The 14371-nt window shown below is 32.5% G+C and carries 9 protein-coding genes; all 9 read right to left on the bottom strand.

The genetic code is table 11. The features are described from left to right. A partial coding sequence (locus tag COZ07_RS09770) for a DUF3084 domain-containing protein (protein ID WP_406608378.1) occupies positions 1–96 on the bottom strand: 96 nt, incomplete at its 3' end. 229 nt (positions 97–325) lie between these two features. Beyond that, positions 326–1048, bottom strand: coding sequence for an ABC transporter ATP-binding protein (gene lptB, locus COZ07_RS09765; RefSeq protein ID WP_406608375.1), 723 nt, complete (start codon positions 1046–1048; stop codon positions 326–328). A 327-nt stretch (positions 1049–1375) separates the two neighbouring features. Next, a complete protein-coding gene (gene fabZ / locus COZ07_RS09760; RefSeq protein WP_406608374.1) occupies positions 1376–1816 on the bottom strand; it encodes a 3-hydroxyacyl-ACP dehydratase FabZ in 441 nt (146 codons plus the stop codon). Then, complete coding sequence (locus COZ07_RS09755; RefSeq protein WP_406608373.1) at positions 1813–2367, bottom strand: OmpH family outer membrane protein; 555 nt, start codon at positions 2365–2367, stop codon at positions 1813–1815. Before COZ07_RS09755 ends, fabZ begins: the two co-directional genes overlap by 4 nt. A 376-nt stretch (positions 2368–2743) precedes the next feature. Further along, positions 2744–4489 carry an outer membrane protein assembly factor gene (locus tag COZ07_RS09750; protein ID WP_406608372.1) on the bottom strand — a complete coding sequence of 582 codons (1746 nt, stop codon included), beginning with the start codon at positions 4487–4489 and terminating at the stop codon, positions 2744–2746. Positions 4490–4610: 121 nt separating this feature from the next. Continuing rightward, positions 4611–8753, bottom strand: coding sequence for a translocation/assembly module TamB domain-containing protein (locus COZ07_RS09745; RefSeq protein ID WP_406608371.1), 4143 nt, complete (start codon positions 8751–8753; stop codon positions 4611–4613). A gap of 340 nt (positions 8754–9093) precedes the next feature. Beyond that, the gene (locus COZ07_RS09740; protein ID WP_406608370.1) at positions 9094–9498 is read right to left on the bottom strand and encodes a MazG nucleotide pyrophosphohydrolase domain-containing protein; all 405 of its coding nucleotides are present in this window, start codon (positions 9496–9498) and stop codon (positions 9094–9096) included. A gap of 213 nt (positions 9499–9711) precedes the next feature. Continuing rightward, positions 9712–13098: a transcription-repair coupling factor gene (mfd, locus tag COZ07_RS09735; protein WP_406608369.1), complete on the bottom strand. Its 3387-nt coding sequence runs from the start codon at positions 13096–13098 to the stop codon at positions 9712–9714. 213 nt (positions 13099–13311) lie between these two features. Further along, on the bottom strand, positions 13312–14271 hold the full coding sequence (pfkA, locus tag COZ07_RS09730) for an ATP-dependent 6-phosphofructokinase (RefSeq protein WP_406608377.1): 960 nt from the start codon (positions 14269–14271) through the stop codon (positions 13312–13314). Positions 14272–14371 lie beyond the last annotated feature (100 nt).

The following is a 14371-nucleotide window of genomic DNA, read 5'->3' as shown; positions in this document are numbered from 1 at the left end:
TCTTTTTTTACCTACCCTTATACCCATCCAATCACCGACAAAAGCAATCAATCCACTTAATATAATAAGAGTGGAAATTAAAATAAAACTGTACATGCCTTTTAATTCTCCAATCTACCAATTGGCCAATTAACCAATTCTCCGATTAGTATATGAGGGCGTATGCAATACCCCCCTACAATTATTAAAGCTACCTGTCTGCGTGCAACGCACAGGCAGAAAAGCGAAAAGCCATAATTCAAAGCTCAAAACTTTTTCTATAAATTTTTAAATTTTGAGTTATGGCTTTGCGTTTTACGCTTTTCGTTTTTCATTATATACTAGTTTACAGATTAAATCTCTCCCCCAGATAGATTTTTCGGGTTATTTCACAATTAGCTACCTGCTGGGGGGTTCCTGAAGTCAATATTTTCCCATTATGCATAATATAAGCTCTATCAGTAATTTTCAGAGTTTCCCTTACATTATGATCAGTAACTAATATTCCCAATCCTTTTTCTTTAAGATATCTTATTATTTCCTGGATATCATAAACTGCAATAGGATCTACTCCGGTAAAAGGTTCATCAAGTAACATAAAAGAAGGTGAACTAGCTAAAGTCCGGGCTATTTCTACCCGACGTCTCTCACCTCCGGAAAGCATATATCCTTTGTAATCAGCTAAATGAGCTATCTCTAACTCATCTAATAAAGAATAACACCTTTCTCTCTGTTTATCTCTTTTAAACCCTAAAGACTCTAAAATTAATAATATATTTTCTTCTACAGTAAGTTTACGAAAAATCGAAGGTTCTTGAGCTAAATATCCTAATCCCATTCGAGATCTTTGATACATAGGCATTTTGGTAATTTCTTTACCATTAAAAGATACTTTTCCTTTGTCTGGATTTATTAGACCCACTACGATATAAAAGGTGGTAGTCTTTCCGGCACCATTTGGCCCTAAAAGACCTACCACCTCTCCTTGATTAATATCCAGGCTCACTTCGTCTACTACTCGTCTTTTACGATAAATCTTTATTAACTTCTCTGCCCTTATTCCTTGCACAAAATTCTCCTTTAATTAGTCGTTAGTGATTTGTATAAAGTATTGTTTTTAATGTAGGGGTTGAATTTATTCAACCCGAGTTTTGCGGGCTTGATAAATCAAGCCCCTACCTCACACAATAGACAGGCGAGACGCCTGTCCTACGGGCAGACACAAGGTCTGCCCCTACACTACACTCGTCTCCTGACTCCTGAATTCTGGTTCCTGACGCCTGTCCTACGGTTTTATATCAATCTTTAGGGGCGTATGCAATACGCCCCTACTTGCATCCCATTACTCATTACTTATTACTCATCACTCATCACTTTATCCACTAACGACTATTCACTAGCGACTAATATTTACCGCAGTAAACATCAATTCAGCTTTCGCTACCAGATTACCATCTACATAGGCTTCTGCTTTGGCTTTAGCAACTCCTCTTAACATCTTCAAAATTTCTACTTTAATTATTAATTGATCTCCGGGATAAACTGGTTTTTTAAATCTAGCCTTATCGATAGCGGCAAATAAGGGAATCTTACCCTTATTTTCTTCTTTAGAGAAGATCAAAACTCCACCAGTCTGAGCCATAGCTTCAATTATAAGTACACCAGGCATAATCGGATGTCCTGGAAAGTGTCCCTGAAAAAAGGGTTCGTTTATGGTAACATTCTTTACCCCGACGATTTTATTTTCTTCCAGTTCTAATATTTTATCTACCAATAAAAAAGGGTAACGATGAGGTAAAAGATTTAAAATTTCTCCGATGGATAATTTTTGTTTCATTTGGTGGTATCTTTTTCTTTATTTTCTTCGGCTAATTTTCTATTAATTTCTGCTATTACATCCTGAGTAATATCTTCTCCTCCATAAAGTACAATGGGATAATTTAAAATATCGTTTCCGGTGGGAACTTTTATCTCACTATTTAAGATTAAATCATATTTACCTTTATCTCCTATTACTTTAATTGCTTCAATAATATCTGAATAACGAGAAGCCTGGTACGAGTTCATCTCAGTAAGAATCTTTTGTTTAGTTGGTTCCCATTCCTTATTAAATTTATCCTCTAATTTTTTAAGTTCAATTTCATCAAGACCCTTACCCTGTTTATTTAGTTCTTCCTGACGTTTTTTAAGCTCTTCTCCCAAAGTCAACCTGAGTTGATTAATCTTTTCGGTATAAGGATGAATGGATATAATTCCCGATAAATTAATTAAACCTACCTTTGCGTTGGCAGCTTTAATATTTTGAAAACCTAAAAATAAAAAGATTATCACCGTAAACAAAAAAATAAAAACTATTTTCTTTCCTACTCTTTTTTCTACTACTTGCATTATTTTATTCTCCTCCTTAAATTTTTTATATAGTATTGCATATTGCGTCTTTTGTTGGATAAATCCGACTTCTACATATCCTGTACTCTAATAATCGTAATACTCAATATATTATACGATATACAAGAGAAAAAGTTTTAAATTTTAAATTATAATTTTTCGCTTTTTGCTTTAATTTTTTAGTTGAATAAAGAGATTGCCACGCTTCGATAAATCAAAGCTCGCAATGACTAACGACTAATAGACAGGCGAGACACCTGTCCTACGAATTTTTTGGTTAATTGGTGAATTGGTCAATTGGTAAATTGATTAATTGGTCAATTGGTGAATTGACTAATTGGTTAATTGGAGAATTGGCGAATTGGTCAATTATCTCCTAAAAAGTATGTCCTATACTAAAGTAAGTTTTTCCAATTCCTTCTTCATTAATACCATAGTCCAATCTGATTGGTCCAATAGGTGTATCAAAACGAACACCTACTCCTCGACCAAACTTTAAATCAGCAATATCAATGCTTTCTTCAATATCCCAAGTTTGGCCCCAATCTACAAAAAGTACAGCTTGAAAATTTTCAGCTAAAGGAAATCTATACTCTGCATTAAATACCAAAGATTTATCCCCGGAAAATTCACCTGAATCATAACCTCTTATCGTATTCATTCCTCCTACTTGATATTCTGCAAAAGAAGGCAAATCAGTATCTGCCATACCACCCATAGCTCTAAAAGCCAATACTCCTTTGCTTAAATTATCAGTTATCTTTTTAAGACTACCAATATTAAATATATCTTTAAAAAAGTCCGTAGAAAGATAAGTTCTAAGAGTTAAATTATATTTAGTAAAATTATAATCTCCTCTTAAAAATCCACCTGCTTTTTCTATAGAAAGACTACTATACCAACCGGAAGTAGGATCAAATACATTGTCACGAGTGTCATAAGTAAAAGTTGGCATAAGGCTATTAGTTAAGCCTTCATTAGTATCTTCAGGCAAAGCTCCGGAAATCAGATCATAATTCACTCTTTCAGTCTTTAATTCCAACCCTAAATTAATTGAATCACTTATCTTCCTTCCAAAAATAAGTCTACCTCCTAATTTTATTTCATCATACTCAGCAATAACTTCTTCACCCTCTTTATCCTCTTGGTTTGTTGTAGTATCATATACATCAAAACCCAAAGAAGTAGGTGTATTAGCTAACCACGGTTCTAAAAAGGATACTTTATAAGTTGTTCGACCCCCTAACTCTAATTTGGCTCCTACTTTCTGACCTCCCCCAAAAAGATTCATTTCTTCTATACTGGCAAATCCCATAAGACCCTCTTCAGAATTATATCCTGCTCCAATTCCAAATTTCCCGGTATTTTTTTCAATTACTTTGATTACTAAAACTACTACATCCTCTTCACTTCCTGGTTCTAATTTCATAGTTACATCTTCAAAATAGCCTAAGTTATAGATTTTTTGTAAAGATTTTTTTACTTTCTCAAAATCAAAGAGATCTCCAGGTTTAATATTAATTTCTCGGGTAATTACCTTTTCTTTGGTCTTATCATTACCTTCAATTACTATCTTTTCCAGTCGGCCCTCAGAAATATTTATCCATAATTTTCCTTCTTCATCAAAATTAATATCTTTAATATTAATTAAAAGATACCCCCGGTCTTTATAGAGTTGGGAAATACGAGTAAGATCATTTTTTAATATTTTTTGGCTAAAAATCTGTCCTTCTTGTAAAATCATTACTTCTCTCATCTCTTCCTTAGAGACTACCGTATTACCGGTAATATTAATTTCTTTTACCGCTAAATTCTCAACTACTACAAATACTACTTTATACCCTTCTCGAAAAGATTCTAATTTTACTCTTACATCTTTAAAATAACCTAACTCATATATCGCTTTTACATCCTTTTCAATGCTTTCTTTAGAAAAAACATCTCCCAGATTAGAGGTAATTTGAGAAATTATTAAATCTTTAGAAATATTTTCATTTCCCTCTACTACAATAGCAGTTATCTTTCCTTGATTTTCTGCCTCAACCATATTTAAACCAACCCAGATAAATATCAAAGTTAAAAATCCTGTTAATAATATATAGTTCCACTTCTTCTTTGGCACTTTTTTATTCCTCCTAGATTTTTTATTAGTGGTCAGCTTCTGATATTAGATATTAGACACTTTTATAAAAGATTTTATACCAATAAATATCTAATGTCGAGAGCTTACCCTATTTTATTTTTCAAAATCCATATTTAAGTTCTATTTTAAATTCAAAACTATTATCTTGTAGGCCTGGTAAACCTACTTGAGTATTTAGGGTGAAATCGTCCTTAATTTTATATTCTAATTCTATGTTACTTTTTCCTATTTCATTTAAAGGAGTAGAATAGGTTAAATAGAAATTTTCAGAAAAATATTTTCCTATTTTAAGAACTAAACTTTCTAAAGCAAAACCTGGAATAAAAGCAAAATTAGAACCCTGATCTTGTTTGAAGATGGTTTCAATTTTAAATTCATCTAGACCTAAAGAATTAGCGACTTCATTTTCTATCTGGTTTAGAAATCTTATGCTCAATCCTTGAGCAATTAAATTAATCATTTCTTCCTTTAATATTGTTCCCATCTCCCCTTCAGTCAAACCAGCATAGTTTTTATTAAACATCAAAAGAGAAATTATTTCACTTTCACTTAAAGGAGGTGAGGAACTAAGTACCATCATAGGTTGAGCAAGAATTCCACTTAGGCTTAAAAATACATTGATGGAATCAATTTCAGTCTTTGCTTCTAGATTTAAAATTAGGTCTTTTCCGGAAGAATTAGAAAAAATTGCTTTACCCCTCGATATTCTAAATTTTTTATCTAAAAAGTCAATATAGCCTTGTTTAATCTCTAATTCCCCGTTTAATTTTGGAGCAGATAAAGTACCTTGAACTTTTAAATCTCCCTCTAATTTCATATTAAAATCTTTAGTTTTAGCTGTAAAATCATCGGCGACTTTTAGCTGTAAATCGATATCTCCTTTAATATTAATTAATTTAGATAGAAACTCAGATAAATCAGAAGGAGTTTCCTGGTTGTTTTCTTTCCAATTCAGTTCTCCCTTAGAAAGAGTCAAACTTCCTTTGATATGAGGAGAAGTAAATGACCCAGTTACCTTGGCATTTAAAGCAACTTGAGCTTTAAAAATATCCTGATATAAAATTTCTTCTTCCTTATTATTCCATATATTAATGTCTAAATCTTGAGGTTGCAAGTTATTTAAAGCAAATTTCCCGGAAGTATAAATCTTATATTGGTCCATCTGAAAATTCATATCTTCTATTTTAACTAAATTATCTTCTAACTGCAGAAGGATGCTTAAATCACTTATTTTTGACGGTAATGCATAAAATTCTACTTCTCCCTTAGTAAGGGTAATGCTTCCATTTAAAATTGGGTGGTTTAAGGTTCCAGAAAGTTTTAGATCAGCATTAGTCAGTCCCTGAACCTGCTTAAGCTCTTTCTTAAAAAATATTTTCATAAAACTTAAATCAGTGTTTTGTAAAGTTAGGTTAAAATCTAAAGGAAGATTGGCCAAACTGGGAGCAATTTCATCTTGGTTCAGAAAAGAAAATTTATAGGGTATTTTACCATTACCTTTTATCTGATGTCCATCTTTATCTAAAATAAATTGTTTAACCTCTAAAATATCCTGATTATATAGAGCTTCTACACTAAGTTTATCAAAATAAAAACCTGAAAATTCTGCCTTTTCTATCTGTGCTCCGAAAGAAATGGTAGGTAAGTTGAGATCTCCTTCGATTTCTGCCTTGAAGTTTACCAGACCTTTAATTTCCTCTTCTACCCTAAAAAGATGAGATAGTTGGCCTAAATCTATATTATTTGCAGAAATACTAATCTTTAAATTTTTATTATTCTGATCAAAATCAATCCATCCATTACCTATAAACTCACCCTTACTTTGTTTTAATTTTAATTTATTAATCCTTAGCCTAGAGCCAATTTTATCTAACTTTATATCTATAGAATTTAAAGGCATCTCCTCTAATTGAGCATCTTCAATCAATGCCGATAAATATAAGTCAGGAGAAGTATAATTACCTTTAATCTCCAGAGAACCAGTAGCCTGCCCTTTAAATTTACTGATTAAATCTAACCCGGTAAAGTTTACCAACAAGTCTCTAATATTTTGGTTTAAAAAATTAACTCTTAGATCTAAAGGTAAATCCTCCTCTAAATTTATTTCCCCTTGCGAATAGAGCTGAGCTTCCCCAGATTTTAAAACTAAATTTTCTATTTTTATTTTTTTATCTTTTAGGGTAAAAATCAGATTCCCAGATTCCGCTTTATAGTTTACTAAATTAATATCTTTCAATTTTAAATCTCCCTTAGCCACAACTTGAGGCCAATTACCCTGAAGGGAAATTTCTCCCTGGACCAAGCCAAGTACTGATAAATCATAATTATAGAGAGTGGCAAGGTAGTTTAGGTCTGCCTGCTCTAGCTGTAAAGTCAAATCTAAATAAATATTTTTTTTCTCTAATAAATCAATATTTCCTTTCCCCTTAAAGACCAAACCTTTATTTCTAAAGATAACTTCTTCTAATTGAACCTTATTTGCCTGATAATTTATTTTTCCTTCCAAAAAATCAAAAGGCAATTCAGAGATCTGCCCTTTTTCTGCCTCAATCTTTCCGCTAATTTTTAAATCATCAGGTAAACCACTTAAGCTACCGTTAAAACTTGCCAACCCTTTAATCCCTTGATAATTTAAAATTTCTCCTAATGCTTCTAAATTAATTCCGGTAGTCTTTACTTTTAAATCCAGATAATTATTTTTAGTAATGGTACCTTTGGCATTTAGAGAAAGGATACCGGCTTTATCTTCAATCCTTATTTCGGTAGAGAGGTTAATCTTTTCTAGCTCACCATTATCATCCTTAATCTCTACTTTCCCCGATAATGGACCATTCTTTAAATAATTTAAGTGAAGAGATTTTAGAAGATCACTTTCTACACTTAGCCGAGTAAGATTAAATAAAAGGTTATATTTAGGTAATTCGTCTTTTAGATTAATCCTACCTGAGCCTTCAATATTACCTCCTCCAATCTCTGCCTTTATATTCTTAAAATAAATACCCTCTCGATTGTATTGGAATTCTGTCTCTAGATTAGCTAAATCATACCCCTCTATATTACCCTGTTTGGTTAGCAATTCTCCCTGTGCTTGAAAATCTTCTTCCGAACCACTTACTATAAAGGATAGGTTAGATTTACCCTCAACTTTTAATTCATTAGAGAGAGGTAAATAGCTCTTTAAATATTCCTTTAAGTCATTTAATTTAAAATCATCGGATAGTACATTTATACAATAATTTAATTTTTCTGGATAAGTTACCTTTCCCTGGAGGGTGAAGGGGGAGTTCTTATAAAAAGCAGTTATCTTCTCTATCGTAGTTTCCTTAGAATCAAATTTTACTACACCTTCTAATTGTTTGATTTCCAATCCCCCTAAAAAATCAGGTAATAATTCAGTATTTTTCGTAGAAGCACTACCATACCAGATAATTTTATTATTCTGGGTATTATTTTTATCGAAATCTAAATGTAGAGTTAAATCAAACAGCCCTTTTTTTAAATTAAAGGGTTCAGCTTGAGCCACATAATATTGAAAATGAGTAATATCAGCATTTTTAAAGTTAAAATCGAGGGAATAATTTGACCCATCAGCACAAAAATATCCCTTTAAAGTAAGAAGAGTATCATCTTCTTTCTTTAAACCTGTACCATCAAACTCTACTTGGGGTAAATTTCCCAGATAAAAAGAACCATTTAAAGATTTTACTATAGTCAGGAGTCCATCTTCCTTATAGACTTGGTAATCTTTATAAAATAAATTTCCGCTCTTAATATTTACTTTATTAACGGTAAATTTATCCAAAAAATTATTATATCTTAAATTAAATTTTTTCATAAAATCAAAGGTCCCCTGACTATCTCTTACCAAGGTCATCTGGGGTTCCACTATAATCATATCTTCAATATTCCAGGTCATTTTCTTTCTTAGAGCAGAAAATAAATCGAGATTATAATTAATAATTATTTCCTTTGCTTCAAGGAGTAAATCCTCCTCTTTTAATGATTTATCCTGAAATATTTTAAAATTAGATAGAGTTACAGATTTAAACGAATAATCTTTAACTTTTTCAATATAAATTCCCCGCTCCATAGCATTCTCTAATTTAGAAATAATCAGACCCTTTATCTCTTCTTTTGCCAGATTGCTTCGAATAGTAAAATAAACTCCAGTAATTAGAGCAATGAGAATTAGAGAAACTAATATTATTTTAGGAAAAGATTTTTTTGAATTTTTATCGGGCATGTAATAATTCTCCAATTTACCAATGCACTAATGCACCAATTTGCCAATTTACCAATTTGCCAATTTGCCAATTGCATTCGTTAGTATATGGTTAGCGTATAGCGTACAGCGTTTAGCGTATAGGCTAAGTCAATAAAGTATTGTTTTTGATGTAGGGGTCGGATTTATCCGACCCGAGTTCTGCGGGCTTGATAAATCAAGCCCCTACCTCTACACGCTAAACTCTACCCGCCATATGCTATATTCACTAAATACAAATTTATTATATCATATATCTTAATACAGCTTAAATTAATTTTTTTAGATTTAAATAGATTTCTAATTCAAATTAATAATATTTTTAATTATTTATTTCTTTTTCTTTCGTTTTCATCTTCTCCCAAACTGCTAAAGCTTCTTCAGGAGTATTCACTTTTAAATCACCAAAGACATGAGGATGTCTTCTAACAAATTTATCTATTGCCCCGGCTAATACTTCAGAATAACTAAATAAACCCTTTTCTCTGGCAGTTTCAATCTCCATAAAGATGACCATTAATAAGTCACCCAATTCTTCACGCAAATTATCTATATCCTGGGATTTAACTGCCTCTGAAATCTCTTTAGCTTCTTCCAGAATATTAGTAGTCAGGGATTCTAAAGTCTGTTTTCTATCCCAAAGACAACCTTCTGGTCCCCTTAATTTAGCTATAATATTCATCATTTCGGTAAATAATTTTTTCTCTTCCTGGTATTCTTGGTACATTTTCTCCTCCGTATTTATTAGTCGTTAGTGAATTTGTCAAATAATCGTAGGGGCAGACCTTGTGTCTGCCCGTAGGACTAAAAACCATAATTAAAAATTTTTTTGTATAAACTATTGTTTTGAATGTACTCATTTCGGGCAGACACAAGGTCTGCCCCTACATATTGTACATTATTATTTTCTTCACGCGATACGCGATACTATATACTATATTTACTTCGCCAGGTTTATCATAAATTCCTTTAAAAATTTTAAAATTTCGGTAGATTTAATCCCAGAAAGATTAATTTGAGAAATTCCGATCGATCTATTTTCTTCCTCGATTAATCTTTGCTGATAGAAAGAAGATAACCGGCTTAATTTAGACTTTATTTCCCTATTCTGCAGATATCTAAGAACCAATCTCTCTTCCTTTACCTGGAGAGAACTTATCGCTAATTTTTTTAAAAATATTTTCAGATATATTATCTCTAACAAATTCCTTACTTCTTGAGGGTAAACTCCATATCTATCCCTTAACTCCTCCTTTGCTCTCTCTAAATCCGGTAAATCTTTAATTTCGGCTAATTTCTGATAGATTAAGACCCTCTGTTCTAAATTAGGAATATAAATTGGGGGGATATAAGCATCTATCTTTAGATCAATAACCGGAGTAATTTCTTTTTTCTTCTCTTCCCCCTCTTTTTCTTCTCGTAATTCCTGAATAGCCTCTTCTAATAAATGGCAGTAAAGATTAAACCCTACTTCACTTACTACACCATGCTGCTCCTTACCTAATAGATTCCCTGCTCCTCGAATTTCTAAATCACGCATAGCCAATTTAAATCCAGAACCTAATTCACTGAACTCTTTAATTGCCTCTAATCTCTTTTTAGCAGTATCATTAATTCCGCGATAGGAAGGATAAAAGAAATAAGCATAAGCTCGTCGGTCAGTCCTTCCCACTCTTCCCCTTAGCTGATAAAGTTGAGAAAGTCCTAATTTATGGGCATCATCAATTAGAATAGTATTTACATTGGGAATATCTAAACCAATTTCGATGATGGTAGTACAAACTAAGATATTAAATCTCTTTTCTAAAAAATCAATCATTATTTCTTCTAATTGTTCTTCTGCCATCTGGCCATGAGCAATTCCAATTCTGGCTTGAGGAAAGAGCTGATTCAAATCTCGAGCCACTTTTTGGATATCTCTTACTCGATTGTGGACAAAGAATATTTGTCCATCCCGATCTAATTCTCTTCTTATAGCCTCTGCAATCACTTTATCATCTCTTGGACAGACATAAGTGGCGATAGGGAATCTGTCTTCAGGTGGAGTATTTATCACACTTAAGTCTCTAACTCCAATAAGTGACATATGTAAGGTCCGAGGGATAGGAGTAGCAGTCAGAGTAAGAGAATCAATATTTTCTTTTAATTTTTTTATTCTTTCTTTGTGCAGGACTCCAAAACGCTGCTCTTCATCCACGATTAACAATCCCAAATCTTTAAACTCAATATCATTTTGAATTAATCGATGAGTTCCGATAACCAAATCTACTTTCCCTTCTTTTAGATCTTCGATAACTTTTTTCTGTTCCTGTTTGGTTCTAAAACGAGAAAGCATATCTATATTTATAGGAAAAGAATTCATTCTTTCTCGAAAATTATCATAATGTTGTTGTACCAAAATAGTAGTTGGTGCTAAAACGGCAACTTGCTTTCCATCTAATACCGCTTTAAAGGAAGCTCTTATGGCTATCTCTGTTTTGCCATAACCTACATCTCCGCAAACTAATCTCTCCATAGGTTTGATACTTTCCATATCAGCTTTAACCTCCGATAAGGCCTGCAATTGATCATAAGTTTCTTCAAAAGGGAAAGACATCTCCAATTCTTGTTGCCAGTTATTATCTTTAGAAAAGGCAAAACCTTTAACCTCTTTACGAGCAATATATAAATTGTAAAGTTCTTGAGCTAATTTTTGAATCGACCTTTTTACTTTTCTTTTGGCTTCTCCCCAAGAAACTCCTCCTAAACGATTAACTTTAGGAGCTTTATCCTTTATACCTATATATCTATTAACCAAATTAAATTGATCTACCGGGACATATAATTTATCCCCTTCGGCATATTGGATTAAAAGATAATCTTGTTTTACTCCTTTAACCATTAAATTTACCACCCCTTTATATTCCCCTATACCATGATCAATATGTACTACATAATCTCCTGGAGAGATATCCATTGCTGTGAAAAAGGGTTCACTCTTATGTCTGGTTAATTTATATCTTTTGTTCCTTTCCTTGCCAAATATTTCCTGATCAGTTATTAAAACTATTTTTAAAAAAGGAAGTCTAAAACCATAATTTAGATAACCATAAGAAATAAAGATAGTTGATTTTAAGGGAGTATATTCTTCTATCCCTCCTAGGATAAATCTTTTTACTCCTCTTTCTTCTAATATCTCACCTAAACGTCTAGCACGCCCTTTATCCCGGACTAGAATAAGAATATTTTGTTTATCTTTCTGCCACTTTTCTAAATCCTTAGTAAATAGATCTAAATTTCCAAAATAAGACCCCATTTCTTGACCCTCTAAAACAAACTCTCTGCTATTATCTTGTTTCTCGGTCTGATTAAGGAAAATTTCTTCTTTATTTTTCTCCGAAAAGTAAGTAAAATTAATCATTCTTTTAGATTTTAGATGGTTAAATACCTCAGACCAGGTGATAAAATAAGAAGATGGTATTTTTTGGTAAATATGTTCCATCTCTTCCTGAAATTTCTCCGCTTTTTCTCTAATTACTTCCGGTTCATTCAATAATACTATTAAATCTGAAGGTAAATAATCAAATATAGTACTATAATTATAATTAGAGGAACCATCAGCAATTAATTCTCGAGAAGGCAGAAGAGTATAATTATTCAATTTGAGTATCGACCTTTGAGTATTGCTATTAAAATATCTGATTGATTCTATTTGGTCTCCAAATAATTCTAATCGAAGAGGATTTTCACTGGTTACTGGGAAAAAATCGATAATTCCTCCCCGATTGCTAAATTCGCTTTTTTTTTCAACTATTTCTACCGTTTTATAATTCTGATCTAATAAAATTTTTAAAAAATCCTCTTTTTTTAGATCATCTCCTACTTTTAATTCCCAACTTATCTTCTTAAAGTTTTGAGGAGAGACTAATTTAGGCAACAAAGCTTTAACCTCAGCGATTAAGATGATTCTCTTTTTATTTTGGTCATTGGTAGAAAGATATTTTAGAATATTGATCCTTTGCTCGATTATCTGGGGATCAGAATTGATATCCTCATAGGGGAGGACCTCAAAAGAAGGTAAGAGAAAGAGATTCTCTTCCTGGTTCTTTGATCTATACCAAAAAGTATCCAGATCTTGGTATATCTTTAGGGCATTCTCTGGAGAATCAACGATAATAAGGTAAGATTTTTCTATCTCACTTCCTAAAGCAGCCATAAAAAAAGAACGGGTGCTATCTTTAAGACCGGAAACCCAGAATTTATTTAGTTGATTTCCCTTTATAGTTTTTACTATATCTTTAAATTCTTCAGATTTATTCCATAAGGATAATATTTTCGATAAGCTCATTTAAATTTTCCTTATTTCTTTCAAGGAATGGTCTTGAAGTTTCATTATTTCTTGTAGGGGGCGGATTTATCCGACCCGAGTATTGCGGGCTTGATAAATCAAGCCCCTACCTCCCAAACGCTAACTGCTCTAGGTTATAATACAATATACATGATACTATTATATTCTGACTTCTGACTTCTGTCTTCTGTCTTATCTACGAGATACGAACTACTATTTCGCTAACCTTAAAGCTAAATTATAAAGATCCTGGCTAATAGTTTTTGGTTGACTAAGCACTACCTCTAAATCAGTTGCTTCAATCTTATTTCCCATTAGTCCTACCATTTTAGATGTTTCTCCCTTTAGTAGATGTTCTACAGCTGCTGCTCCCAAACGACTGGCTAATAACCTATCAAATGCAGAAGGCGAACCACCTCTCTGCAAATAACCTAAAATAGTAACTCTCGTTTCAAAGCCAATTTTATCTTCTAAAAATTTACTTATTTCATAAGTCTCTCCGACTCCTTCAGCAATAACAATAATACAATGAGACTTTCCTCTTTGGTAGCCCTCTTTCAATTTTAAACTAATTTCCGGGAGATTATAAGAAATTTCCGGAATAAGAATAACTTCAACTCCTCCAGCAATTCCACCCATTAAGGCCAGATAACCTGAATTTCTTCCCATAACTTCTATTATAAAAGCTCTCTCATGAGAAGAAGCAGTATCTTTGATTTTGTCAATAGCCCCCATAACTGTATTTAAAGCAGTGTCTACACCAATAGCCATATCAGTGTCAGATAAATCATTATCAATAGTAGCGGGAACTCCCATAGTTTTTACTCCTAAAGCACTGAACTCTCGAATCCCTCGAAAAGTACCGTCCCCCCCAATAGCTACTAATCCATCAATATTAAATTCTCTAATTTTTTGAAGGGCCATATCAAGCCCCTCCTTAGTTTTAAATTTCTCACAACGGGAAGTCTTAAGAATAGTTCCTCCTCTTTGTATAATTCCACCTACTGAAGATATATTCATCGGAAAAATTTGCCCTTCTATTAAACCGGTATACCCTCTTTCCACACCAAATACCTCTAAGCCGTGGAATAGGCCAGTTCGTACCACCGCTCTAATAGCAGCATTCATTCCAGGAGAATCTCCACCACTGGTAAGAACAACAATTTTTTTCATTTTCATAATAATTTTACCTCCGATTTATCAATTAACCAATTAACCAATTTACCAATTCTCCAATTGACCAATTTACCGATTCTCCAATTGACCAATTTAC

The organism is Candidatus Infernicultor aquiphilus, assembly GCF_002784285.1.
Lineage (GTDB): Bacteria > Atribacterota > Phoenicimicrobiia > Phoenicimicrobiales > Phoenicimicrobiaceae > Infernicultor > Infernicultor aquiphilus.
This window is presented reverse-complemented; position numbering and strand designations above follow the sequence as displayed.

What these genes read in the sequence shown, in the direction of transcription:
- fabZ (WP_406608374.1), bottom strand. Translation starts at nt 1,816, where the DNA reads ATGAAACAAAAATTATCCATCGGAGAAATTTTAAATCTTTTACCTCAT.
- mfd (WP_406608369.1), bottom strand. Translation starts at nt 13,098, where the DNA reads ATGAGCTTATCGAAAATATTATCCTTATGGAATAAATCTGAAGAATTT.
- COZ07_RS09755 (WP_406608373.1), bottom strand. Translation starts at nt 2,367, where the DNA reads ATGCAAGTAGTAGAAAAAAGAGTAGGAAAGAAAATAGTTTTTATTTTT.
- COZ07_RS09745 (WP_406608371.1), bottom strand. Translation starts at nt 8,753, where the DNA reads ATGCCCGATAAAAATTCAAAAAAATCTTTTCCTAAAATAATATTAGTT.
- pfkA (WP_406608377.1), bottom strand. Translation starts at nt 14,271, where the DNA reads ATGAAAAAAATTGTTGTTCTTACCAGTGGTGGAGATTCTCCTGGAATG.
- COZ07_RS09740 (WP_406608370.1), bottom strand. Translation starts at nt 9,498, where the DNA reads ATGTACCAAGAATACCAGGAAGAGAAAAAATTATTTACCGAAATGATG.